A 22,631-nucleotide genomic window follows, 5' to 3' on the forward strand; every position below is an offset into this window, starting at 1 on the left:
TAAGTAGGATCAAGGATGATTTAGGGAGGATTTTAGGATGAAAAAAGATTTTGATTTGCTTTCATTGGGAGAAATTTTGCTGAGGCTGTCACCGCCGGATAATGAGAGGATCGTGCGCGGTGAGACATTTCAGAAGCAGGTGGGCGGTGCAGAGCTGAATGTAGTGTCTGGAGCTTCTCTTCTGGGGCTTAGGACGGGGATGATATCCAAGCTGCCGGATAACGCGCTTGGAGTCTACGCCAAGAACAGAGTCCGTTTCTGCGGGGTAAGTGATGATTATCTGGTGTATGATGAGGAGCCGGATGCGAGACTGGGAATTTATTACTATGAAAACGGGGCTTATCCCAGAAAGCCCAGTGTGGTTTATGACAGACGCCATGCATCTTTTTGCAAGATCAGAGTGGAGGAACTGCCGGAGGACATGTTTGCGTGCACAAGGTGTTTCCACACCAGCGGCATTACCCTGGCTTTGGCGGAGAATACCAGGAATACTGCGGTGGAGATGATCAAGAGGTTTAAGGAGAATGGGGCGATCATTTCTTTTGATGTGAATTTCCGGGGGAATCTTTGGACTGGGGCTGAGGCGAAGGAATGTATTGAGAAAATTCTTCCTTATGTGGACATTTTCTTCTGTTCTGAAGATACGGCACGATTGACGTTTTTGAAGGATGGGGATGTGAAGTCTATTATGAAGAGTTTTACGGAGGAATATCCTATATCTATTGTGGCATCCACACAGAGGATCGTGCATAGCCCTAAGGTGCATACGTTTGGGTCTGTGATCTATAATGCGAAGGAAGACAGGTATTATGAGGAGGAGCCGTATCAGGATATTGAGGTTGTGGATAGGATCGGAAGCGGGGATGCTTATATTTCGGGAGCACTTTATGGGCTGCTGGCACATGGGTTTGACTGCCGGAGGGCACTGGAGTATGGGAATGCGACCAGTTCGGTGAAGAATACCATTCCGGGGGATCTGCCTTCTTGTGATTTGAAGGAGATTGATAGGATTATACGGAATCATAAGGGGGTGGGGGGACAGGTGGAAATGGATAGGTGATGGCTGAAAGGGGACGGTCAAAGGGAAAGGCCGCCAGGGACAGCAGACCGGCAGGGTTCCTTCTGGCAGATGCCTCCGTCGGCAAGTCTTGCTAAGAAAAAAATGAAGCCCCGGACAAGGCACCGGGCAGAACCGCAGTCCAGCCTTTATGGCTGAACTGCTCAACTGCCCTGAAATTTCGGATGGTAACCGAAATTTCTCCTTGTCCGGGACTTCATTTTTTCCTAAGCAAGTCTACGCCTCCTACGGAACATCTGCCAGAAGGAACCCTGCCGGTCTGCTGTCCCTGGCGGCCTTTCCCTTTGACCTGAGAGCGTAGAGAGGAAGATGAAGCTGAGAGCATAGTGCGATAGGTGACCCAGAAATCGAAGAGGGGAAGATGAGGGTGAGCTTGTAGTGCGGAAGATGAGGCTGAGATCGTAGTGCGGAGAGGAATCTTGAAAGTGTAGGACGGGTGGTAAGCCTGAGTGTGTAGGGAAAGGGGAGAAAGTGGATGGGGTGTTGGGAAGAAAGTGGAAAATGGACGGGGTGGGGGGCATAGGATAGGTAATAAGGGTGAAATTTGGTGGGATTATGCGGGTTTGTGATTTGAAGCAGAAGGAAGTTATTAATATTTGTACTTGTAAGAGTCTGGGGTGTCCATTGGATGTGGAGTTTGATCCTAAGACGGGGTGTCTGACGGCTATTATTGTGCCGGTGCCGGGGAAGCTTTGTGGGTTGTTTGGACCGGTCAGTGAGTATGTGATTCCTTGGCAGTGTATTAGACAGATTGGCGAGGATATTATTTTGGTGGAGATTAAGGAGGAGAAGTTTCTGAAGAAAGAATAAGGAAAAGTCTTAGGGGGTTTTTACTAGTACAATTTTGCGCCGTTTCTTTGGGATTTCCTGTCGGTGGTGTGTTGGCATTTATCAGGGGGTGTATTTGCCTATGCGCTGTTTGCTAAGGAAAAGGTCAGGGAGTGGTGGCTTATTGTCTCCTTCAGGTTGTGAGGAGAGAAACGGAAGGGCTGCTTCGGTTTCTTGTCACATGCGCGGTATTTTGTGTGGCAGCAGCTGCCTTGTATTGTGGTATAGATATGGTTATCTGGCATTTTTACGGGACGGCAGAGTATCTGGAGGAGTATTCTATTGGCTGGCTCAGCGGGGATTGGAAGGCAGTGTTTGCGGCCTCGGTTCTCAATGTGGCAAATGTATTTTTTTCCATTCCCTATGATGGAGGGGAGATTTACGGCGGTGGAGTGATTCGCTTGCTGCGACAGGATAATATGGATCACCGCAGTGGCAAAAGGCAGGCACACTGTGGTGATAAAAAACAAATTGTATCAATGTGCATACAAGTGATATTCTATAGATAAGAAACTTATCAAAAAGGTAACTGTGCAGGGTTTTCACAGTTACGAAAAGGAGAATATGCAATATGACAAAACTGGTAATCAACCCTAACGTAAAGAAGAGCAAAATACATAAGGAAATTTACGGGCACTTTTCCGAGCATCTGGGAAGGTGTATCTATGAAGGGCTTTATGTGGGAGAGAATTCCCCGATTCCCAATGTAAACGGTATGCGCACGGATGTGGTGGAAGCCCTGAAGGAAATGAAAATACCGGTGCTGCGCTGGCCGGGCGGATGTTTTGCGGATGAGTATCACTGGAAGGATGGTATCGGGCCGAAAGAGGACAGAAAGAAAATCATCAATACTCACTGGGGCGGTGTTGTGGAGGATAACAGTTTCGGAACACATGAGTTTTTTGAACTGTGCCGCCAGCTGGGCTGTGAAGCCTATGTGAACGGAAATGTTGGAAGCGGAACCGTGCAGGAAATGTCGGAGTGGGTGGAATATATGACGTTTGACGGTGTTTCGCCCATGGCTGATTTGAGGAAGAAAAACGGGCATGAGGACTCCTGGGATGTGGCATTCTTTGGTGTGGGCAATGAGAACTGGGGCTGCGGGGGCAATATGACTCCGGAGTTTTACGGCAATGAGTACCGCCGTTACCAGACTTATGTGAGAGATTATAAGGCAGACAAAAAAATTTACAAAATTGCATGCGGAGCCAATGTGGATGACTATGAATGGACAGAGCGTGTTCTGCATACCTGCTTCCGTCACAGCCAGACTTTTCAGCATGGATTTATGGATGGGCTTTCCCTGCATTATTATACACATCCGGAGGGATGGGACATCAAGGGAAGTGCAACGGATTTTGATGATAGGGCCTGGTATAAGACTCTGAGCAAGACCCTTTATATGGAGGAGCTGATCAACCGGCACGGAGCCATTATGGACAAGTACGACCCGGAAAAGAAAATCGGTATGATCGTGGATGAGTGGGGTACCTGGTTTACCGTAGAACCGGGTACAAATCCAGGCTTCCTTTATCAGCAGAACACCATGAGGGACGCGCTGGTGGCAGGAATCAACCTGAACATCTTTAACAAACACAGTGACCGTGTCCACATGGCAAATCTGGCTCAGCTTGTGAATGTCCTCCAGTCCGTTATTCTGACAGAGGGGGAGAAAATGCTGCTGACACCTACATACCATGTATTTAATATGTATAAATATCATCAGGATGCAGAACTTTTAGAGAGCCATATGGATACAAAGACGATAGGTGTGGATGATGCGTATCATGTTCCGAACATGACGGAATCGGTTTCAGTAGATACAGAGGGTGTGATGCACCTTACCATCACAAATCTGTCCCTGGATGAGGCTTATGATGTGGACGCGCTGATTCTGGAAAAACCTGTGACAGAGGTAAAAGGAGAGATACTGGCAGAAGAAATGCATGCCATGAACACGTTCGAGGAACCGGAAAATGTAAAGGTGAAAGAATTTAAGAATGTGAAGATCACGGACAAAGGGATCGCATTTACTATACCTGCGTGCAGTATCCTGCATCTGGCAGTGAAATAACGGACTGCCGGGACAGCTGAACAATGGAAAAACAGGGCGCTTTCAGTTGAAAGGCGCCCTGTTTGAGTCTTATCATGCCAGAAGGCTGAAATATATGATGACAATAATACCCAATATAATACGGTAAATACCAAATATTTTGAAATCGTGTTTTCTGATATAGCTCAGGAGCATTCGGATCGCAAATACGGATACAACAAAGGAAACCAATGTTCCGATCAACAGAAGGATCCACTCCGATCCGGAGAACATGCCTGTCTTTAAAAAATATTTCAGCAGCTTCAGACCGCTGGCCCCTGCCATGACCGGTATTGCCAGGAAAAAGGAAAATTCACTTGCCACATAACGGGAACAGCCCAGGATGACAGCACCCAGAATGGTGGCACCGCTTCTTGAGGTTCCGGGAATTGCCGCTAAAACCTGGAAACAGCCGATGAAAAAAGCTGTCCGGTAGGTCAGTGCCTCCAGGGACTTCATTTTCGGCTGCTTTTTTCTGCTCTCGATGACAAGAAAGGCAATACCATACAGGATCAGGGTTGCAGCGATTATGTACACGCTGGACAGATAGTCCTCCAGTACCATGTCCAGCGGAAGACCGGCAGCCACGATGGGTATGCACCCTACCGCTACCTTTTTCCACAGAGTAAAAGTCTCCTGCTTTTCGGATACACTTTTCTTTGGAGAAAAGGGGTTGAGTTTGTGGAAAAACAATACCAGTACAGCCAGTATGGAGCCGAATTGAATAACAACCTTGAATACTTCAAAAAATTCCGGTGTGGAGGTCATGGGCCAGAGATTGTCAAACAAGATCAGATGTCCCGTGCTGCTTATGGGCAGCCATTCTGTGATACCCTGGATGATGCCGAGAATGACTGCTTTAATCATTTCTATAAAGTCCATGAAGTCTTTTCCTTTCTGTGATGCTTTGTGCGGTCAGTATCTATGTGCATGAGGCAGCTTTGCTGTCAATCACTTTTCGTTCTGTACTTCAATTTTGCGGATTTCCTTTGTCCGGATCTCTTTGCAGATGGCATCAATGAAATCCTGCAGCGTTTTCTGGCCTTCATCACCCAGGAAACGGCTTCTGACTGCCACTTTTCCTTCCGCCTCTTCCTTTTCTCCCACTACGATCATGTAAGGAACCTTTGAGAGTCTTGCCTCGCGGATCTTGTAGCCGATTTTTTCGGAGCGCTCATCAATGGTACAGAGGACGCCGTTTTTCTTTAACTCGGTTTCTACACGGACTGCGTAATCCTGGTATTTTTCTGAGATAGGAAGGATACGGACCTGTTCCGGGCAGAGCCAGGTGGGGAACATGCCGGCATACTTTTCAATGAGCCATGCAAGGGTTCTCTCATAGCAGCCGATGGAAGTTCTGTGAATAATATACGGGCGGACTTTTTCACCGTTCTGGTCAATGTAGTACATATCAAACTGTTCAGCCAGCAGTGCATCCCACTGTACCGTGATCATAGTGTCCTCTTTGCCGTATACATTTTTGGCGTTAATGTCTACTTTGGGGCCGTAGAAGGCGGCTTCCCCCGCATCCTCCACAAAAGGAACATCCAGTTCCGTTAAAATATTTCGGATATGCTGTTCGGTCTGCTCCCATACCTTTGCATCCCCGATATACTTTTCCGTATTTTCCGGATCCCATTTGGATAAATGATAGGTTACATCATCCTGCAGTCCCAGGGTGGCCAGACATTTCTTGGCAAGAGCCAGACACCCTTTGAACTCCTCCACCATCTGATCCGGGCGGACGATCAAATGTCCCTCTGAGATGGTGAACTGGCGGACACGTGTCAGGCCGTGCATTTCACCGGAGTCCTCATTTCTAAAGAGGGTGGAAGTCTCACTGTAGCGAAGCGGCAGATCCCGGTAGGAGCGCTGTTTGGATTTATACACATAATATTGGAAAGGGCAGGTCATGGGACGCAGGGCAAACACTTCTTTGTCGGTTTCCTCATCCCCCAGCACAAACATGCCGTCTTTATAGTGATCCCAGTGTCCGGAGATTTTGTATAAGTCACTTTTGGCCATCAGGGGCGTTTTGGTGCGGATGTATCCCCAGTTGTTATCCTCCTCATCTTCAATCCATCTCTGGAGTGTCTGGATGATTTTGGCGCCTTTGGGCATCAGAAGGGGTAGACCCTGGCCGATCACATCAACGGTGGTGAAGAGTTCCATTTCACGTCCCAGTTTGTTGTGGTCGCGTTTCTTGATATCCTCCAGGTGCAGCAGATATTCGTTCAGCTCATCTTTTGTGGAGAAGGCGCTTCCGTAAATCCTCTGGAGCATAGGCTTGGAGGAGTCTCCCCTCCAGTAGGCACCTGAGGAGGAGGTCAGTTTAAATGCTTTGATGCCTTTTGTGTTCATGAGATGAGGGCCTGCACATAAGTCAACGAATTCTCCCTGGGAGTAGAAGGAAATCTCAGCATCCTCAGGAAGGTCTGTGATCAATTCTACCTTGTAAGGCTCCTCTTTTTCTTTCATATACTGTATAGCTTCCTCTCTGGGGAGAGTAAACCGTTCCAGTCTGCTGCCTTTTTTGATGATACGTTTCATCTCTTTTTCCAGCCTGTCCAGGTCCTCTCTTGAGAAGGGTTCGGCCTCAAAATCATAGTAGAAGCCCGTGTCTATAGCAGGGCCGATTGCCAGTTTGGCGTCCGGGAACAGGTGTTTGACCGCTTCCGCCAGAACATGGGAGCAGGTATGGCGTATAACACGAAGTCCTTCCTGATCTCTGGCTGTGAGGATATTCAGAGTGCAGTCTTTGTCAAGAACTGTTCTGACATCCACGATCCGGCCGTCCACCTCACCTGCACAGGCAGCCCGTGCCAGTCCTTCGCTTATGTCAAAGGCAATGTCCATAATGGATCTGGACTCAGCATACTCTTTAACTGAGCCGTCTTTTAATTGGATTTTCATACTTTTTTCCTCCCGAAATATAATTTTGAAATTAAAAAAACCCTGAACAATCCGAAGACTGTTCAGGGACGATAAACAAGATACCGCGGTTCCACCCTCTTTGTCAACACAATAACTGTTCCATACCTTAAATTACTGTGTACCACTTTTATCAGACGATAACGGTGTCGGCCGGGCTGTGTTAAAGCCGCTCCAGGGTGGTCTTCAAATGCTTCCCCATAGAATGCTCACACCGTATGCATCCCTCTCTGCATGGATATCCATTTTACTCTTCCTGTCTGCGCGTTGGCTGTATGGCAGAGTGTGGTTTTACATCCGGTCTGTCTGACTGCGGAACACTCTGAATTGGTGTTTAGCATATCATTTATAGGGGAGAATGTCAAGTCAGGGACGCAGGTAGTTTTTCATATTTTTTAGTGCGTGCTTTTCCAGGCGGCTGACCTGGGCCTGGGAGATGCCGATTTCCTGGGCAACCTCCATCTGGGTTTTTCCTTCGTAGAAACGCATTTCAATAATGTGTTTTTCCCTGTCGTCCAGGCGTTTCATGGCCTCCTTCAGGGAGAGATCTTCAATCCAGTTCTCCTCCCTGTTTTTCTTGTCACTGATCTGGTCCATGACATACAGGGTGTCGCCTCCTTCTGTGTACACAGGTTCATAGAGGCTGACCGGGCTTTGGATGGCGTCCAGGGCATAGACGATATCCTCTTTTTCAATGCCGATCTCCTCGGCAATTTCATTGATGGTAGGCTCTTTGAGATTTCTTTTGACGTAATTTTCTTTGGCATAGATGGCTTTATATGCAGTATCGCGAAGTGAGCGGCTTACCCGGATGGAGTTGTTGTCCCGCAGATACCTGCGGATCTCACCGATGATCATGGGAACCGCATAAGTAGAAAATTTCACGTTCAGTGTTGTATCGAAATTATCAATTGCCTTCATAAGCCCGATGCAGCCAATCTGGAATAAATCATCCACATTTTCGTTGCTGGCGGAGAAACGTTTGATGATACTGAGCACCAGCCTCAAATTTCCCTTGATATATAATTCTCTGGCTTCCGTATCTCCCTTTTTGATCCGCTCGAACAGAATGTCCTTCTCTTCATTGGTAAGTACAGGGAGTTTGGAAGTGTTCACACCGCATATTTCAACTTTATTAAGTGCCATTGCAAGAATCCTCCTGGAAATTTTAATGTCTAGTAAAATGATTCTCACCTGGTGCGGACAATATACGACAACACGGAAAATTTAATAAAGTTTTAGCCCTTGACAATTCCGAAAAACAGATGGGATGAAAGAAAAAACAGAGGTTGATCTACACGAAAAAATCCCTTGTTTTCAACAAAAAAGTATTGAAAATAAGGGATTTTGACTATGTTTAAAGTTGTTGAAACCGGGGGATCGTGATCATTTCGCCGCCTTTCATGGCAGATTCATGGGCACAGATTCCGGTTGGCCGGTTTTCGTTCTTCGATGATAGAGCGGATGAATTCATGTACCAGGTGGGGATGGGAACCGCCGTGTCCGCCGCCCTGCTTGAAGGAGAGATGGTAGGGAGAGACCAGGAACGCTATATGCTGGACGATTCCATACAGGATGGAGGTGGTGCATATGAACCGGAAATAATGATCATCAGGCAATATCCTGTCTATCACAATTTTAGTGAAGCTGTTCTGCTAAACAGCGGGAGAGCTGCTCCAGTGGCAGTTCATGTTGTTTTACTGCCTGATTTTCCCAGAAACGGTCGTCAGCGTACCGGGGAATGATATGTACATGAAAATGTGTGCCCTCATCCATAACCAGACCGTTATTCTGCATAACGGTCACCCCGAGTACATCAAAATTCGTTTCTATAATATCGGCCACCTGCTGTTCCAGCCGGATCAATTCATATAAAACCGATTCCGGGACCTCCCGGATATTTCCATAATGCTGTTTGGTAATAATTAATAAATGGCCTTTCTGAATTGGATCAATATCATAAACTACAATAAAATTATCCGTCTCATAAAGTATTCGTGAGTCTTCTATACAATTGCAAAAATACAGTTCATATGCCAGGACCTCCCTATTGCTTTAATGAAAATTAAATTTGCCGGAAAATCTCCCCCATGCTATAATTATTAAGACGTAACCGGGCAGTTTCTTCCGTCCCGGACTACCCGGACAGGACTTTTTTCGGTCAGTGCAATCGTTTTGCATACCTGCAGAGCAGTTACGTTAAAGTAATATATACCACAAAATGCTGCGGTTACAACGGCAGAAAAATAAAGTGTGACGCACAGCTTGCCGAAAGCAATTTTTAAACACACACTAGAAGTATGATAGAGAGAAAAAGATTGGGGGGATAAAATATGTCAAATACTTGCACATCTAACATCCACAACGAACCGAAGATAAAGAATAAACTCATTCAGGCTGTCCGGGGACAGCTTGAGCAGCGGGCGGCCTGGCTGTATTTATTGTGTGACGAGGCCGGAAAAAGAGGGCTTGCCTGGGAAGATTTCGGAAGCGAAGCCATTCGCCGCTGTGGTCTTTCACAAGGCGGGGAGCTGGTCAGACAAGGGGGAACCAGCAGTTTGAAAGGCCTCAGAAAACAACTTTTTACCAAACCCGCCCAGTGGGTATTTGAGATGAAGATCAGAAAGAGCACAGAAAAAGAGCTGGCAATTGATTTTCATTATTGCCCATTAGTGAAAGCCTGGCAGAAAGCCGGCTGTTCTGACGAGGAAATACGGAAACTCTGCGACATTGCCATGTGCGGTGACCATGGTATAGGTGAAGCTTACGGGGGACGGCTGAAGCTTCTGAAATCCATAGCCAAAGGTGATGATGTATGCCGTTTATATTACCACAAAAAATAATCCTGCATAGAAGTGTGTCTTGAAATTCATTCCGGTGATCTGTATAACCCACAAAAGGTGGCGCACAGTTTGTCCAAAACAGTTTCAGATACATGCAATGGCAAGCCGCAGATATACTCTGCCATCAAAAAAGGAGAGTACATGATGACTATCAATTTTACACGTGAACATATGGCAGATGCAAAAGAACCTGCCCTGTTATGTTATCAGGAAGAACGCAGCAGGGTACCTGTCCTGCCAGGCGCAGCGGAATTGCCTGATCTGTCATATTATGCGGATAATGGTCTCGGGGTGGCAGTCTTTTCCCCATGGGAGCTAACGCGGCGGTATCGCAAAACAGAGAGAAAGCACCGTTTTATCCAAGATATCCTTTTAAAAGCAGGAATGTATTCAGAACGCCGTCCACATGGCTTCTCTCGTACCCGTGTGAAGCATATACTCCGGGCCCGATCAATCCATGCCGCACATCATATCCTGCGGTAAGTGCCACGTCTGCATCTGACCCATAATGAGGATACACATCTACCGCATACGAAAGCCCCATATCCCGGGCTGTTTTCACCAGTGATGTAACTAAATCAAAATTATAAGGCCCCCTGCTGTCCTTGGCACAGATAGATACCTGCCGTTCTGTGCAGCTAAGACCCTCACCGACACATCCCATGTCAACAGAGATCACCTCCGTCACCCCATCCGGAACAGAGGCAGCCCCGCCGTGGCCTACCTCCTCAAATACGGTCATATGCTGATAGACTCTGTTTGCCAGCGTTATCTTTTCATCTTTCACATATTTTGCATAACCCAGTAAAACAGCGGCGCTGAGTTTGTCATCCAGAAAACGGCTTTTAATATATCCAGATCTGGTTATCACTGTTCTGGGGTCAAAACATACATAATCCCCTGTGGAGATCCCAAGTGCGGCTGCAGCCTCCCTGTCAGCGATAGGTTCATCCGGCACGATCTCCAGGGTATCAAATGTTCTTCCGGTTTTATCATATTCCCCGTTTACATGGACCGAAGCATTGGCAAGCTGGCAGGTTCCCTCATAAATGCCGTCAAAACGGGTAATGATCCTGCAGTTTTCCGCCTCTGCATTATTGGCGTTCATTCCGCCTATAGGTGTGATCTTCAGCCGTCCATTACTTTTGATCTCTGAGACCATAGCGCCCAGGGTATCCACATGAGCCTCCAAAAGAACTCCGTTTGCCCTGTCGCCGCTTTCCAGGTCCACCAGCACACCCCCTTTGACGGTTTTTTCAGGGAGAAATCCCAATCTTTTATATTCCTCCATCAGATAATCCGTAACTTCCTGTGTGTATCCCGACGGACTGTCAATTGCCAGAAGCATTTTCATCTGTTCCAATATGTATTCTAAATACTTGTCCATCATACCATTCTCCTCCTGATCTAAAACAGAGTGCATACCGTTTACAACAGCAGGCACCCTGAACAAGTTACATTTCAAGCGCAGCATTTTTCTTTTTTGCCGCGGCTCCATCTTTTTTATGTTTCATCCAACGAGCCATATATACAAAAGGTGTGTCAAGCAGGCTGGTAAATACAAAAATCACATAGCTGGAAATACAGATATGCAGAAGCACCGAAAGCGGATACATGCCCCAAAATGCACCAAAGGTATATAACATTGTATTCAAAAGCTGTGATACCAAGGTGGAACCGTTATTACGAAGCCATAAAAAACTTTCCGCATCTCCAAACCGTTTTGTGGTAAATGCCCACCATTTATGATAAGCCCACACATCAAATTTCTGAGACACCGCGTAAACCAGCAGACTGGCAAAAAGCAGGCGCGGTGTGTTGGAAAAAATCGTATGGAACGCAGGACTTGCCCAGTCGTTAGCTGAAGGCGTATACAAAAGCCACATCTGGGAAACCAGTATAAAACAGCAGGAAGTACAGATCCCCAGGTTGACGGCTTTCTGTGCCTGTTTCTTTCCGCCGATCTCACTGATAATATCGGTCACAAGAAAAGACGAGGCAAACAGTATATTTCCCAGGGTCTGCTCCATGCCAAAAGCCCTCACCATAAGCAATACTTCAATGTTGGCAGTGATGGTACAGAAAACAGTCCATCCATACAGGCCGGATACATCAAAAAAGTAATATGCCAGCAATACAAAACTATAGATCAGCACCAGGGATACGATTAACAAAATTTCATTACTCATATTTGTCACCTACCCCAAATTCGGTGTTTTCCATCAGGATATCAACCCGCTCATTCTCTATATAGACAGGATAAAGATTTTGGGCAAATATCCGTATCACATCCCTGTCCGGCTTCATTTTAGTGGAATTCTCCACCATAACATTGATGCAGATCCTCTCAAATAAAGAAAGCCCTGTCTCTATATCACTTTTCATAGAAGTAAACGTCTGACCTGTAAGGCCGAACAACAGACATACCTCATCTGCGTATTTGGCAATTTCCCGGGGAGAAGCGGCAGCAATTCCCTTTTGGAGAACCTTTTCACGAAATTCCTCATCAAAAGTCTCCACTCCCATCTTGATCTTCAGACAGATACCTTTCTCTGCGAAAAAATCACGTGCTGCCTGGATCGCATCCTTATGCATCCAGTGACATTCAAAATGCAGCTCCCGTATCCTTTTTTCCGCACAGACCTCACGTATCAGTCGTAAAGTCTTCTCATCCAGGTCACAGAAACTACCTGAGTTGATCACTTCCAGTCTGTGAAAACAGCCTGTGACCTTAGCAAGCTCCGCCTGATTCAAATGAAAATTAGCTTCCTCATCCCTGGAAAAATCCAGATGATAATCACAGAATGTACAGCGGCGCCATTTACAGCCGCTTCCCCGAAGGAGCAAAATCTCCCGGGGATTCTTTTCCCGTATTACACTATAACGGTTACTTGGTTCCTGAATACTCATTTTTTTCTCTCCTTAGTTTTAATTATAGACAGGATGGTTACGAACTGTCTTTTTGGAAACCATTTAAAAACAAGGGGTTTCCATGAGGCACATTTTAGCAGAAAACCTGCAAAAATACAAGGGAAAATCATTGACGTAAGACGTCTATCTGTACTATACTAAGCCATAGATAACTTTACATAACATATCAAGGAGGACTTTTAAATGAAATGTCCATTTTGCAATCAAGACAACACCCGTGTCATAGATTCCAGACCGGTTCCAGATAATAATTCCATCCGAAGAAGGAGACAATGTGACGAGTGCGGCAAGCGCTTCACCACCTACGAGAAAATAGAGACAATCCCTCTGGTGGTCATCAAAAAAGACCAGAGCCGGGAGCAATACGACCGCACCAAAATCCAGGACGGCATCATGCGCGCCTGCTACAAGCGTCCAATCTCGGTGGAACAGATTGAGAAGATCATCGACGAGATCGAAACCGAAATCTTCAACAAAGAAGACCGTGAAATCCCCAGCACCGAGATCGGTGAAATCGTCATGGACAAACTAAAAGACTTAGACGCCGTAACCTACGTCCGCTTCGCCTCCGTCTACCGCGAATTTAAAGACGTAAACACCTTCATGGACGAACTAAAAAAAATCCTGAATTAATTTTAAACAAAGTGCGTCCATTATAAATTGCGCAAAACAAATATCTGCATCACCCTATTTAACTAAGTCCTCCCATCAAACCTTCCGAAGCCAACCCGCTGCACCCTTTTACAGCCAAAACCTACCGGATTTGGAGGGAATGAGGGGGCCGGGCCGGCCCCCTCATTCCCTCCAAATCTCGTAAACCTTCCCATGTATCCTAAATAATACTTGCAATCCCCCCATCATTTCGATACAATAACCATGACAATTAAATAATGAGGGAACTTCTAATGTTTAAAGGAGAAACCATGAAAAGAGTAAGATTCATTTTAACACTTCTCTTTGCACTTACCCTGACTACTGTACTCGGCGGCTGCCAAGACAAAAAGGAAAGCGGTAAAGAGTCCAAAAACAACGAAAGTTCCACAGAAACAAAAGCGGAACCAACCATGGGAGGTTCCATTGTAGTAGGAATTCCTCAGGATATAGAGGATAGTCTTGACCCACACAAATCGGTAGCGGCAGGAACCAAAGAAGTCCTATTCAATATTTATGAAGGCTTAGTAAAGCCGGATGAAAAAGGCAATTACATTGATGCAGTAGCCCAGTCGCACACCATTTCAGAGGATGGCAGGACTTACACCTTTACACTGCGTGAAGGCGTAAAATTCCACAATGGAGCGGACGTTACCGTAGACGATGTGAAATATTCGATCGAGCGATGCGCCGGTATCACGGAAGGAACAGAACCGTTGATAGCGGCTTTTTCTAATGTGGAAAACGTTGAAACTCCCGATGACAAAACCATTGTCATCCATTTAAAAGAAGCTGACACAGAATTTTTGGCATATCTTATTGTGGCAGTCATCCCAAAAGATGTGCAGGACCTGGCAGCCAACCCGGTGGGGACAGGCCCGTTTATGTATGAGTCCCGTTCTCCTCAGGAGAATATTAAGATCAAAAAATTCGCAGACTACTGGGATCGTGAGCATCAGGCATATCTGGATGAAGTTACCTTTAAAGTGGTAAGTGACAGCAATGCCATTGTGACCGGACTAAAAGGCGGCTCCCTGGATATGGTGGCACGTATTGACTCCAACCAGTCTGCCCAGCTCAAAGGTGAGGATTTTACCATCTATGAAGGCGGCATGAATCTGGTACAGGCACTATATCTGAACAATGCGGAAGCCCCTTTTGATGATATAAAGGTACGCCAGGCTCTCTGTTATGCAGTGAACCGTCAGGATGTCCTGGATATGATCGCAGACGGAAAAGGAACCATAATCGGCAGCAGTATGTTCCCGGCTTTTGACAAATACTACATGCCTGAACTTGCAGACAAATACCCTCAGGATGTGAAGAAAGCAAAAGAACTGCTGGCTGAAGCCGGATATCCGGATGGATTTGACATGACCATCACCGTACCGTCCAATTACCAGCAGCATGTGGACACGGCCCAGATTTTGGTGGAGCAGTTAAAACAGATCGGTGTCAACGCTGAGATCCGGCTTGTGGAATGGGACAGCTGGCTCAGTGATGTGTACGGTGACAGGAAATTCCAGTCTACTGTAGTTGGTGTGGATGCAGCTTATTTAAGCGGCCGGGCCCTGCTGGAGCGCTTTACCTCAGATGCTTCCAAAAATTTTATAAACTTCAGCAATGAAGAGTATGATAAACTCTATCAGCAGGTAAAGAAAAGCACAGACGACGGGGAACAGACAGAACTTTACAAAAAGATGGAAACCATTCTGGCAGATCATGCGGCAAATGTCTACATCCAGGATATGGCATCAGAGGTTGCACTGAGAAAGTCATACGGCGGCTTTACATTCTATCCTCTGTATGTGCTGGATATGGCAAAGATTTATAAGATAAAATAAAGAATGGGGCACGGAAAAGGAGAAAGACAGAATGAAATATATTGTGAAAAAAATAGGTACTCTCATTATAACATTGTTAATTGTCTCTTTTCTGTCTTTTATGGCCTTTTCCGTGATCCCCGGTGACGCGGCAATATCAAAACTGGGAACAGAGGCCACAAAAGAACAGGTAGAGGCATTACGGCATGGGATGGGGCTGGACAAACCGGTGCTTGTCCGTTACGGTCTGTGGCTAAAGGATTTTGTGACCGGAGATATGGGAGATTCCTACAGCTATTCCATGCCGGTGCGGGATATGCTGGCAGATAAAATACCCATCAATATCACCATGGTGCTGATAGGCTTTTTTATTATCCTGCTGTTTTCCATTCCGCTCGGTATTTTAACTGCACAGCATGAGGGCGGCAGGCTTGACCGCCTTCTCATGACCTGTAATCAGGTGATCATGTCAGTACCCGGATTTTTTCTGGGCATCTTGATCACGTATTTGTTCGGACTGGTGCTCAGGTGGTTTACGCCCGGTGCGTATGTTTCCCCCTCAGAAAGCTTCGGGGGATTTCTGGCATACCTTATAGCGCCCAGTATAGCCATTGCACTTCCCAAAAGCGCAATGGCAGTGAAAATGCTGCGCAGTTCTGTGATCACACAGCTTCGTATGGACTATGTGCGGACTGCCTACAGCCGGGGAAACAGGGCAGGACGGGTCCTCTACAGACATGTCCTGAAAAATGCACTGATCCCGGTGCTCACATTCTGGGCTATGACCATTGCTGATATGATGGCAAACAGCATTATTCTGGAACAGGTATTTACCATTCCCGGTATGGGCAGTCTGTTGATCACCTCCATATCCAACAGGGATTACCCGGTTGTCCAGGGGATCATTGTGCTGATCGCGGCTATGGTGGTTATCATAAATTTCGCAGTGGATATTTTATATGGAAAAATAGACCCACGGATCCGCATGGATGCATAGGCAGGAGGAGAGAAGATGAGAAAAGACAGAAAAAACATGCCGGGCAATTTGTTCGTCGGTGCTTCCCTTGCTGGATGCATGCTGCTGTTTATGCTGATCGGACTTTTGTATACCCCTTATGATCCGGATGCCATGAGCGGCGGGGCAAAATTTGCGGCACCTTCTTTTGCCCACCTGTTTGGATGTGACCAGTTTGGGCGGGATATTTTAAGCCGTGTCATGAAGGGGACGGGGACCACCTTTTTTGTGGGTGCGGCAACGGTTCTCATCGGAGGCGGGGCCGGACTTTTGGTGGGTGCGTTTACCGGATATTTCGGCGGGTGGCTGGATGAGGTGCTGATGCGCTTCAATGACGCTGTGGTTTCGTTTCCCAGTATATTGCTGGCACTGGTATTTATCAGTATTTTAGGACCGGGAAAATATAACGTGATCCTGGCCCTTGGCGTGGTATTTATCCCAAGCTTTGCCCGTATGACCAGAAGTGAATTTATTTCCCAGAGGGAAATGGATTATGTAAAAAGTGCGAGACTGATGGGCGCATCCCATCTGCGGATCATTTTTGTGCATATTCTTCCAAATACACTTCCCACAATTCTGGCAACAGCTGCCATTGGATTTAATAATGCCGTTTTGGCTGAGGCGGGGATGAGTTATCTGGGGATCGGCGTGCAGCCGCCGGATGCCAGCCTTGGAAGAATGCTGTCGGAATCCCAGGCGTATCTGGCAACAGCCCCCTGGTGTGCCCTGTTTCCAGGGGTGGCGGTTATCCTTCTGGCACTGGGATTTTCTTTGCTGAGTGATGGTCTGCAGAAGAAAGGCGGGAAGTGATATGGCGTTATTGGAAATAAAAAATCTGGCAATTGAATTTCATGATACAGTCCCGCCTACGAAAATTGTGGAGGACATTTCTTTTTGTATGGAGGAAGGAGAAATACTGGGGATTGTAGGAGAATCGGGTTCCGGAAAAACACAGACAGCCCTGTCTGTCATGGGACTTTTGGGGGAACACGCAAGAATGCCCAGAGGAGAGATCCTGTTTCAGGGCAGGAATATTCTGAAAATGCCGAAAGAAGAACTCCGGAGTATCCGGGGAAAAGAAATAGGCATTGTTTTTCAGGAACCCATGACTTCCTTAAACCCGGTAATGACAATCGGAGAACAGGTGGAAGAGGCCATGGGAATCCACAGCCCTTACAGCGCTAAGGAGCGAAAAGCAAGGGCTCTGGCGATGATGAAAAATGTGGAGCTTCCCAATCCGGAACTGTTGTACGGAAAGTACCCCCATCAGCTCTCTGGCGGTATGCGGCAGCGGGTCATGATCGCAGCAGCGCTTGTGATGGAACCTAAACTTTTGATCGCGGACGAGCCAACCACAGCATTGGATGTGACCATACAGGCACAGATCTTAAAACTCCTTCAGAGAATCAATAAAGAACAGGGTACGGCAATCCTCTTTATCTCCCATGATCTGGGGGTTATCCGCCACCTCTGCAGCCGTGTCATTGTGATGAACCGGGGGGAGGCCGTGGAACAGGGGAATGTGCAGGATATATTTGAACATCCTTCCATGGAATATACCAGGAAGCTTTTGGCTGCCATACCAAACCGAAGGACCTCGCTTAGAAAACGGGCGGCGAAACAGGAAAGGGGGGAGGGGTAATGGAACCTGTACTGGAAGTGAAGCATGTAAGCGCATCTTACCGGGAGGGCAGAAAAGAGCAGCAGGTTTTAAAAGATGTTGATCTTACTGTCCGGGAGAATGAGATCCTGGGGCTTGTGGGCGAGAGCGGCTGCGGAAAAACCACGCTTTCCAAAGCGATATTAGGATTTGTGAATGTGCGGGAAGGTGAGATCATACATCACACGAAACATCCGCAGATGATATTCCAGGACCCATATTCTTCCCTCAATCCGGGAAAACGAGTGGAATGGATCCTGGAGGAACCGCTGCGCATGCAGAAAGTTCCCAAAGAGGAGCGCCGAAGAAGAGTCCTGGCTATGGCAGAAAAGACAGGGCTTTCCAAGGAACATCTGAAGCGGCATCCCCGGGAATTGTCCGGCGGTCAGCGCCAGAGAGTGAGTATAGCGGCTTCCCTTCTCCAGGGGGCACGGTTTATTATAGCGGATGAACCGGTATCCGCATTGGATGTGACGATCCAGAGGCAGATCATGGAACTGATCATAAAGCTTCAGGAGGAGATGAAGTTCTCCGTTCTTTTTATTTCCCATGATCTGAATGTGATCTACCAGATGTGCGACAGGGTTCTGGTGATGAGGGACGGAAGGATTGTGGAGGAAGGGGATGTGGAGGAGGTATTTTCCTGTCCAAAAGCTGCATATACAAAAGAGTTGATGGCAGCCACATTAGATGTGGAAGGAATGTGACATTTGGCGGACGCCGGGTCTGGTCATAAGCCTGCCTGTACGGACGGGAGCAGAGAACTTCCGAGCTAACACGCAACCCGCACTAAGTTCATCGCCTTAGGGCTCTTCACTAAGTGCTTGCTAGCGTGTGGATCTCGTAAGCTTCTCTAAGCGCTCCTGAAACGCCCGTACAGGCAGGCTTATGACCAGACCCGGCTGTTTTTCAAAGAAGCCAGAGTAATTCATAGGCCCTTCTGTCCGCATTTTTCTATTTATTCAATGACTAGCGACTGCCAACTGTTCCACATTCAAAGTCAGCCGAACCCGGCCGCAGGCTTCCCCGCACGGGCGTTTAGGAGCGTTTAGAGAAGCTTACAAGATCCATGCGTTAGCAAGCACTTAGTGAAGAGCCCTAAGGCGATGAACTTAGTGCGGCTTACGCATTAGCTTGTAAGTTCTCTGCTCCCGCCCGTGCGGGGAAGCCTGCGGCCGGGTTCGGCGTCCGGACATACATACCCTAACGGTTACAAACATAGCACTTTTTACCACATAAAAAGCATCATGCCGCTTGCGTTTTCCACGGCGAAGTGATAAAATTTTCAACATAATCAGCAAAAATCTTCCATCTGATACAGATAGGAAAGGAATTGCCAATGCAAACTTCACGGCAGCCACGTGAAAAAATATGCCTAAATGGGCATATACAATGTTCCCAGAGGAATATATTGGGAAAAATGGAGAGGAGAGCCAACATGAAAACTTTTGATAAATCTTCAAAATTAGACAACGTTTGCTATGATGTCCGGGGACCGGTGCTGGATGAGGCGAACCGGATGCAGGAAAGTGGCATTGATGTTTTAAAATTAAACATCGGCAATCCGGCACCTTTTGGTTTCAACGCCCCGGAGGAAGTGATCCTGGATATGATCTACACGCTCCGGGACTCTCAGGGATATTCAGATTCCCACGGGATATTTGCTGCCAGAAAAGCAATTATGCAGTATTGCCAGATCAAAAAAATAAAAGATGTAGCCCTGGAGGATATCTATACGGGTAACGGCGTCAGTGAACTCATCAATATGGTAACCCAGGGGCTTATTGATGACGGGGATGAGATCCTGGTACCTTCCCCGGACTATCCGCTGTGGACGGGCTGTGTGACACTGGCCGGAGGAAAGGCTGTGCATTATATCTGTGATGAGCAGTCAGACTGGTATCCGGATATAGAAGATATGCGCAGCAAGATCACGGATAAGACGAAAGCCATTGTGATCATCAATCCCAATAATCCCACGGGGGCTGTTTATCCGAAAGAGGTGCTGGAGGAGATCGCTGCCCTTGCCAGAGAGCATGATCTGATGATTTTCTCTGATGAGATCTATGACCGTTTGACCATGGACGGTGTGGTCCACCATTCCATCGCTGCCCTGGCTCCGGATGTGTTCTGTGTCACCATGAACGGCCTTTCCAAATCCCACATGGTGGCAGGCTTCCGCTGCGGCTGGATGGTTCTGAGCGGACCGAAGGAGAGGGCAAAAGGGTATATTGAAGGGCTGAACATGCTTTCCAATATGCGCCTCTGCTCCAATGTGCCGGCACAGTCCATTGTGCAGACAGCCCTGGGTGGATTTCAGAGTGTCCAGGAATACCTGCAGCCGGGGGGACGTATCTATGAACAGCGGGAATATATCTACAAAGCAGTCAATGATATTCCCGGACTGTCTGCTGTGAAGCCAAAAGCGGCTTTCTACATCTTTCCGAAGATAGATACAAAACGCTTTCATATTCTGGATGATGAGAAGTTTGTCCTGGACTTTTTGAAAGAGAAGAAGGTGCTCCTCACCCACGGCAAAGGATTTAACTGGGGAGAACCGGACCATTTCCGCATTGTTTATCTGCCCAATCTGGAACAGCTTAAAAGCGCGGCAGACAAGCTGGCCGATTTCCTGAGCGATTATCAGCAGAAGCTTTAGACATGGTACGCTCTGGGCCGGTCTTGTTGAAAGGAAGTGTAGTAATTAATGCAATGGATGAAAAAACTGCATGAGGCCCATAAGGAGGAGCATGATTTTTCCCAGGGAAATATCCCTGGGAATATTTTAAGGCTTTCGCTGCCGCTTATGGCAGGGCAGTTTATCAATGTGCTTTATAGTATTGTGGACAGAATGTACATAGGGCGTATTCCGGGAGCGGATTCCTCTGCGCTGACCGGTGTGGGGGTCTCATTTCCCATTATTACAGTGGTCATGGCGTTTGCTTTCCTGATCGGGACCGGGGGGCCTCCGCTCTGTTCTATCGCAAGGGGAAAACAGGAGGATGATAAGGCTGAGACGATCATGGGAAATGCCTTTGCTCTGGTGGTGATCGCCGGTGTTCTGATCATTATCCTGGGTCTTGCGGTGAAACGGCCTTTGTTGTATGCGCTGGGCGCAAGTGATGCCACATTTCCCTATGCAAATGATTATATCAGCATTTATCTGCTGGGCAGTGTGTTTGTCATGATCAGTATGGGGATGAATGGATTTATAAACTGCCAGGGATTTGCCGGAATCGGTATGCTGACGGTACTGATCGGGGCTGTTATCAATATTGTGCTGGACCCTGTATTTATTTTCCTGTTTCATATGGGAGTCCGGGGAGCGGCAATTGCCACAGTCATCTCCCAGGCGGTATCAGCCCTGTGGATCGTGCGGTTCCTGACAGGCAGGCGGACCCTTCTCAGACTCAGGGCAGGGTGTATGAAGCTGAAAATTGCATATGTGAAAGACATTCTGGCTCTTGGGCTTTCCGGGTTTATCATGCAGGCTACCAACTGTATGGTACAGATTGTCTGCAATGTTACGCTGCAGAGCTTTGGCGGGGATGTCTATGTGGGGGTCATGACCATCATCAACTCTGTGCGGGAAGTTCTGAGTGTCCCTGTCAATGGTTTTACGCAGGGGGCACAGCCGGTCATAGGCTATAATTACGGTGCGGGCAAATATGAACGGGTAAAACAGGGAATTAAATTTATGTCTGTCATCTGTATTGGATATACCACGGTGGTCTGGATCCTGACGATGCTGGTACCCGGCGCCTTTATCGCCGTTTTCAATGGAAGCGGGGAACTGATGGAGGCAGGCGTCCATGCCATGAGGATCTATTTCTTTGGATTCTGTTTTATGTCCCTGCAGTTTTCCGGGCAGACGGTTTTTACAGGCCTTGGAAAAGCCAAACAGGCAATTTTCTTTTCCCTGCTCAGGAAGGCTGTGATCGTGGTGCCGCTCACCCTTATCCTGCCCCACATGGCCGGTCTTGGAGTAAACGGCGTGTTTTTGGCAGAGCCGATCTCGAATTTTATCGGCGGCATCGCCTGTTTTGTTACTATGCTGTGTATTATGTGGCCTGCGCTTTCCAGGGAAAAAGCATGACGAAAAAAAGAATAGCGATCATGAATACGCATCGTGCGATTGACGAAAATATCGTCTGCACGATGCTTTTTTTTGGCTGTTTTTTCGTTAGCCGGTTGTAACGAAAAGATTAGACGGCTAATAAAATAAGATAAAGAAAATATAAAAAAAGGATAAAATATAAAGCTTTATATTGAAATTTGATAAATATTGGGATAAACTATGTTAGTCGACTAACTAATGAGAAGGGAGGCGGTAGAGATGATATGCAAAAATGATGACAGCCTGCAAAGTCTGTTTTTAAAAACAACCCATATGTATTTTGGCAGGGCCTATGATGCGCTGCGGGAGATGGATGTGCATCCCAGGCAGGTGCCCATGCTTCATCTGCTGGGGAAAAAAGAGGGATTGAGTCAGCGGGAAATATCACAGGAGATGAAAATAAAACCTCCTACAGTAGCAGTCTCAATTAAAAGAATGGAGAAATCGGGTCTGATCATCCGCAGGACGGATGAGAAAGATCAGCGCATGAGCCGTATTTATCTGAGTCCCAAAGGACGCGAGCTAACCGAAAATGTCCAAAAAATGGTGGAAGACAGTGAAAATGCCATTTTCCGCGGCTTTTCTGAGAGCGAAATCTGTCTCATGAAACGATTTTTCAAACAGATGATCGAGAACCTGGAACAGACTAAATAAACTAAAAG

General features: G+C 47.0%; 22 protein-coding genes. 14 read left to right on the forward strand and 8 right to left on the reverse strand.

Going from position 1 to position 22,631, the window contains the following annotated elements; translation table 11 throughout:
- Nucleotides 1-37 precede the first annotated feature (37 nt).
- The 4 genes from A4V09_RS02795 (at nucleotide 38) to A4V09_RS02810 (ending at nucleotide 3,980) form a co-directional block, all read left to right on the forward strand.
- Nucleotides 38-1,060, forward strand: coding sequence for a sugar kinase (locus A4V09_RS02795; RefSeq protein WP_065541000.1), 1,023 nt, complete (start codon nucleotides 38-40; stop codon nucleotides 1,058-1,060).
- Nucleotides 1,061-1,633: 573 nt separating this feature from the next.
- Complete coding sequence (locus A4V09_RS02800; RefSeq protein WP_065544604.1) at nucleotides 1,634-1,888, forward strand: YlmC/YmxH family sporulation protein; 255 nt, start codon at nucleotides 1,634-1,636, stop codon at nucleotides 1,886-1,888.
- A 131-nt stretch (nucleotides 1,889-2,019) separates the two neighbouring features.
- Nucleotides 2,020-2,415 carry a hypothetical protein gene (locus tag A4V09_RS02805; protein ID WP_065541001.1) on the forward strand — a complete coding sequence of 132 codons (396 nt, stop codon included), beginning with the start codon at nucleotides 2,020-2,022 and terminating at the stop codon, nucleotides 2,413-2,415.
- A gap of 62 nt (nucleotides 2,416-2,477) precedes the next feature.
- Entirely contained in the window at nucleotides 2,478-3,980 is a 1,503-nt protein-coding gene (locus A4V09_RS02810) for an alpha-N-arabinofuranosidase (protein WP_065541002.1), read from the forward strand.
- Nucleotides 3,981-4,052: 72 nt separating this feature from the next.
- On the opposite strand, the gene A4V09_RS02815 is transcribed toward A4V09_RS02810, so the two are convergent.
- The 5 genes from A4V09_RS02815 to A4V09_RS02835 form a co-directional block, all read right to left on the reverse strand.
- The gene (locus A4V09_RS02815; RefSeq protein WP_065541003.1) at nucleotides 4,053-4,880 is read right to left on the reverse strand and encodes an undecaprenyl-diphosphate phosphatase; all 828 of its coding nucleotides are present in this window, start codon (nucleotides 4,878-4,880) and stop codon (nucleotides 4,053-4,055) included.
- A gap of 69 nt (nucleotides 4,881-4,949) precedes the next feature.
- The gene (gene thrS, locus A4V09_RS02820) at nucleotides 4,950-6,911 is read right to left on the reverse strand and encodes a threonine--tRNA ligase (RefSeq protein WP_065541004.1); all 1,962 of its coding nucleotides are present in this window, start codon (nucleotides 6,909-6,911) and stop codon (nucleotides 4,950-4,952) included.
- Between the two features lie 384 nt (nucleotides 6,912-7,295).
- On the reverse strand, nucleotides 7,296-8,075 hold the full coding sequence (gene sigG, locus A4V09_RS02825) for an RNA polymerase sporulation sigma factor SigG (RefSeq protein ID WP_065541005.1): 780 nt from the start codon (nucleotides 8,073-8,075) through the stop codon (nucleotides 7,296-7,298).
- A 266-nt stretch (nucleotides 8,076-8,341) separates the two neighbouring features.
- Complete coding sequence (locus A4V09_RS26655; protein ID WP_330396502.1) at nucleotides 8,342-8,548, reverse strand: hypothetical protein; 207 nt, start codon at nucleotides 8,546-8,548, stop codon at nucleotides 8,342-8,344.
- A 19-nt stretch (nucleotides 8,549-8,567) separates the two neighbouring features.
- Nucleotides 8,568-8,969 carry an HIT family protein gene (locus A4V09_RS02835; protein WP_330396566.1) on the reverse strand — a complete coding sequence of 134 codons (402 nt, stop codon included), beginning with the start codon at nucleotides 8,967-8,969 and terminating at the stop codon, nucleotides 8,568-8,570.
- 293 nt (nucleotides 8,970-9,262) lie between these two features.
- Here A4V09_RS02835 and A4V09_RS02840 point away from each other — a divergent pair, with 293 nt between their 5' ends.
- Complete coding sequence (locus tag A4V09_RS02840) at nucleotides 9,263-9,772, forward strand: L-2-amino-thiazoline-4-carboxylic acid hydrolase (protein ID WP_065541007.1); 510 nt, start codon at nucleotides 9,263-9,265, stop codon at nucleotides 9,770-9,772.
- A 355-nt stretch (nucleotides 9,773-10,127) separates the two neighbouring features.
- Here A4V09_RS02840 and A4V09_RS02845 read toward each other — a convergent pair whose 3' ends face one another.
- The 3 genes from A4V09_RS02845 to A4V09_RS02855 all read right to left on the reverse strand — a co-directional run bounded on the left by A4V09_RS02845 (nucleotide 10,128) and on the right by A4V09_RS02855 (nucleotide 12,682).
- A complete protein-coding gene (locus tag A4V09_RS02845) occupies nucleotides 10,128-11,159 on the reverse strand; it encodes a M42 family metallopeptidase (protein WP_065544605.1) in 1,032 nt (343 codons plus the stop codon).
- A gap of 67 nt (nucleotides 11,160-11,226) precedes the next feature.
- The gene (locus A4V09_RS02850; protein ID WP_065541008.1) at nucleotides 11,227-11,961 is read right to left on the reverse strand and encodes a queuosine precursor transporter; all 735 of its coding nucleotides are present in this window, start codon (nucleotides 11,959-11,961) and stop codon (nucleotides 11,227-11,229) included.
- On the reverse strand, nucleotides 11,954-12,682 hold the full coding sequence (locus A4V09_RS02855; RefSeq protein WP_065541009.1) for a radical SAM protein: 729 nt from the start codon (nucleotides 12,680-12,682) through the stop codon (nucleotides 11,954-11,956). The genes A4V09_RS02850 and A4V09_RS02855 overlap by 8 nt, the downstream gene beginning before the upstream one ends.
- 204 nt (nucleotides 12,683-12,886) lie before the next feature.
- Between A4V09_RS02855 and nrdR the strand changes: the two genes are divergently transcribed.
- The 9 genes from nrdR (at nucleotide 12,887) to A4V09_RS02900 (ending at nucleotide 22,623) form a co-directional block, all read left to right on the forward strand.
- Nucleotides 12,887-13,336 (forward strand): transcriptional regulator NrdR, encoded by a 450-nt coding sequence (gene nrdR, locus A4V09_RS02860; protein ID WP_033142657.1) that lies wholly within the window; start codon nucleotides 12,887-12,889, stop codon nucleotides 13,334-13,336.
- A 290-nt stretch (nucleotides 13,337-13,626) separates the two neighbouring features.
- The gene (locus tag A4V09_RS02865; RefSeq protein ID WP_065544606.1) at nucleotides 13,627-15,198 is read left to right on the forward strand and encodes an ABC transporter substrate-binding protein; all 1,572 of its coding nucleotides are present in this window, start codon (nucleotides 13,627-13,629) and stop codon (nucleotides 15,196-15,198) included.
- Nucleotides 15,199-15,229: 31 nt separating this feature from the next.
- Nucleotides 15,230-16,174, forward strand: coding sequence for an ABC transporter permease (locus A4V09_RS02870; RefSeq protein WP_065541010.1), 945 nt, complete (start codon nucleotides 15,230-15,232; stop codon nucleotides 16,172-16,174).
- Nucleotides 16,175-16,189: 15 nt separating this feature from the next.
- Complete coding sequence (locus A4V09_RS02875; protein ID WP_084043411.1) at nucleotides 16,190-17,002, forward strand: ABC transporter permease; 813 nt, start codon at nucleotides 16,190-16,192, stop codon at nucleotides 17,000-17,002.
- Between the two features lies 1 nt (nucleotide 17,003).
- Nucleotides 17,004-17,834: an ABC transporter ATP-binding protein gene (locus tag A4V09_RS02880; RefSeq protein ID WP_065541011.1), complete on the forward strand. Its 831-nt coding sequence runs from the start codon at nucleotides 17,004-17,006 to the stop codon at nucleotides 17,832-17,834.
- Nucleotides 17,834-18,559 carry an ABC transporter ATP-binding protein gene (locus A4V09_RS02885; protein WP_065541012.1) on the forward strand — a complete coding sequence of 242 codons (726 nt, stop codon included), beginning with the start codon at nucleotides 17,834-17,836 and terminating at the stop codon, nucleotides 18,557-18,559. Before A4V09_RS02880 ends, A4V09_RS02885 begins: the two co-directional genes overlap by 1 nt.
- A gap of 731 nt (nucleotides 18,560-19,290) precedes the next feature.
- A complete protein-coding gene (locus A4V09_RS02890) occupies nucleotides 19,291-20,511 on the forward strand; it encodes an aminotransferase class I/II-fold pyridoxal phosphate-dependent enzyme (RefSeq protein WP_065541013.1) in 1,221 nt (406 codons plus the stop codon).
- 48 nt (nucleotides 20,512-20,559) lie between these two features.
- Nucleotides 20,560-21,948 (forward strand): MATE family efflux transporter, encoded by a 1,389-nt coding sequence (locus A4V09_RS02895; RefSeq protein WP_065541014.1) that lies wholly within the window; start codon nucleotides 20,560-20,562, stop codon nucleotides 21,946-21,948.
- 240 nt (nucleotides 21,949-22,188) lie between these two features.
- A complete protein-coding gene (locus tag A4V09_RS02900; protein WP_065541015.1) occupies nucleotides 22,189-22,623 on the forward strand; it encodes a MarR family winged helix-turn-helix transcriptional regulator in 435 nt (144 codons plus the stop codon).
- The last annotated feature ends 8 nt before the right edge of the window (nucleotides 22,624-22,631 follow it).

Source organism: Blautia pseudococcoides (assembly GCF_001689125.2).
Taxonomy (GTDB): domain Bacteria; phylum Bacillota; class Clostridia; order Lachnospirales; family Lachnospiraceae; genus Blautia; species Blautia pseudococcoides.

Coding starts and splice junctions, on each gene's coding strand:
- A4V09_RS02800 (WP_065544604.1), top strand. CDS start 1,634: ATGCGGGTTTGTGATTTGAAGCAGAAGGAAGTTATTAATATTTGTACT.
- nrdR (WP_033142657.1), top strand. CDS start 12,887: ATGAAATGTCCATTTTGCAATCAAGACAACACCCGTGTCATAGATTCC.
- A4V09_RS02810 (WP_065541002.1), top strand. CDS start 2,478: ATGACAAAACTGGTAATCAACCCTAACGTAAAGAAGAGCAAAATACAT.
- A4V09_RS02870 (WP_065541010.1), top strand. CDS start 15,230: ATGAAATATATTGTGAAAAAAATAGGTACTCTCATTATAACATTGTTA.
- A4V09_RS02895 (WP_065541014.1), top strand. CDS start 20,560: ATGCAATGGATGAAAAAACTGCATGAGGCCCATAAGGAGGAGCATGAT.
- A4V09_RS02880 (WP_065541011.1), top strand. CDS start 17,004: ATGGCGTTATTGGAAATAAAAAATCTGGCAATTGAATTTCATGATACA.
- A4V09_RS02865 (WP_065544606.1), top strand. CDS start 13,627: ATGAAAAGAGTAAGATTCATTTTAACACTTCTCTTTGCACTTACCCTG.
- A4V09_RS02885 (WP_065541012.1), top strand. CDS start 17,834: ATGGAACCTGTACTGGAAGTGAAGCATGTAAGCGCATCTTACCGGGAG.
- A4V09_RS02855 (WP_065541009.1), bottom strand. CDS start 12,682: ATGAGTATTCAGGAACCAAGTAACCGTTATAGTGTAATACGGGAAAAG.
- sigG (WP_065541005.1), bottom strand. CDS start 8,075: ATGGCACTTAATAAAGTTGAAATATGCGGTGTGAACACTTCCAAACTC.
- thrS (WP_065541004.1), bottom strand. CDS start 6,911: ATGAAAATCCAATTAAAAGACGGCTCAGTTAAAGAGTATGCTGAGTCC.
- A4V09_RS02900 (WP_065541015.1), top strand. CDS start 22,189: ATGATATGCAAAAATGATGACAGCCTGCAAAGTCTGTTTTTAAAAACA.
- A4V09_RS02875 (WP_084043411.1), top strand. CDS start 16,190: ATGAGAAAAGACAGAAAAAACATGCCGGGCAATTTGTTCGTCGGTGCT.
- A4V09_RS02850 (WP_065541008.1), bottom strand. CDS start 11,961: ATGAGTAATGAAATTTTGTTAATCGTATCCCTGGTGCTGATCTATAGT.
- A4V09_RS02890 (WP_065541013.1), top strand. CDS start 19,291: ATGAAAACTTTTGATAAATCTTCAAAATTAGACAACGTTTGCTATGAT.
- A4V09_RS02840 (WP_065541007.1), top strand. CDS start 9,263: ATGTCAAATACTTGCACATCTAACATCCACAACGAACCGAAGATAAAG.
- A4V09_RS02845 (WP_065544605.1), bottom strand. CDS start 11,159: ATGGACAAGTATTTAGAATACATATTGGAACAGATGAAAATGCTTCTG.
- A4V09_RS02795 (WP_065541000.1), top strand. CDS start 38: ATGAAAAAAGATTTTGATTTGCTTTCATTGGGAGAAATTTTGCTGAGG.
- A4V09_RS02815 (WP_065541003.1), bottom strand. CDS start 4,880: ATGGACTTTATAGAAATGATTAAAGCAGTCATTCTCGGCATCATCCAG.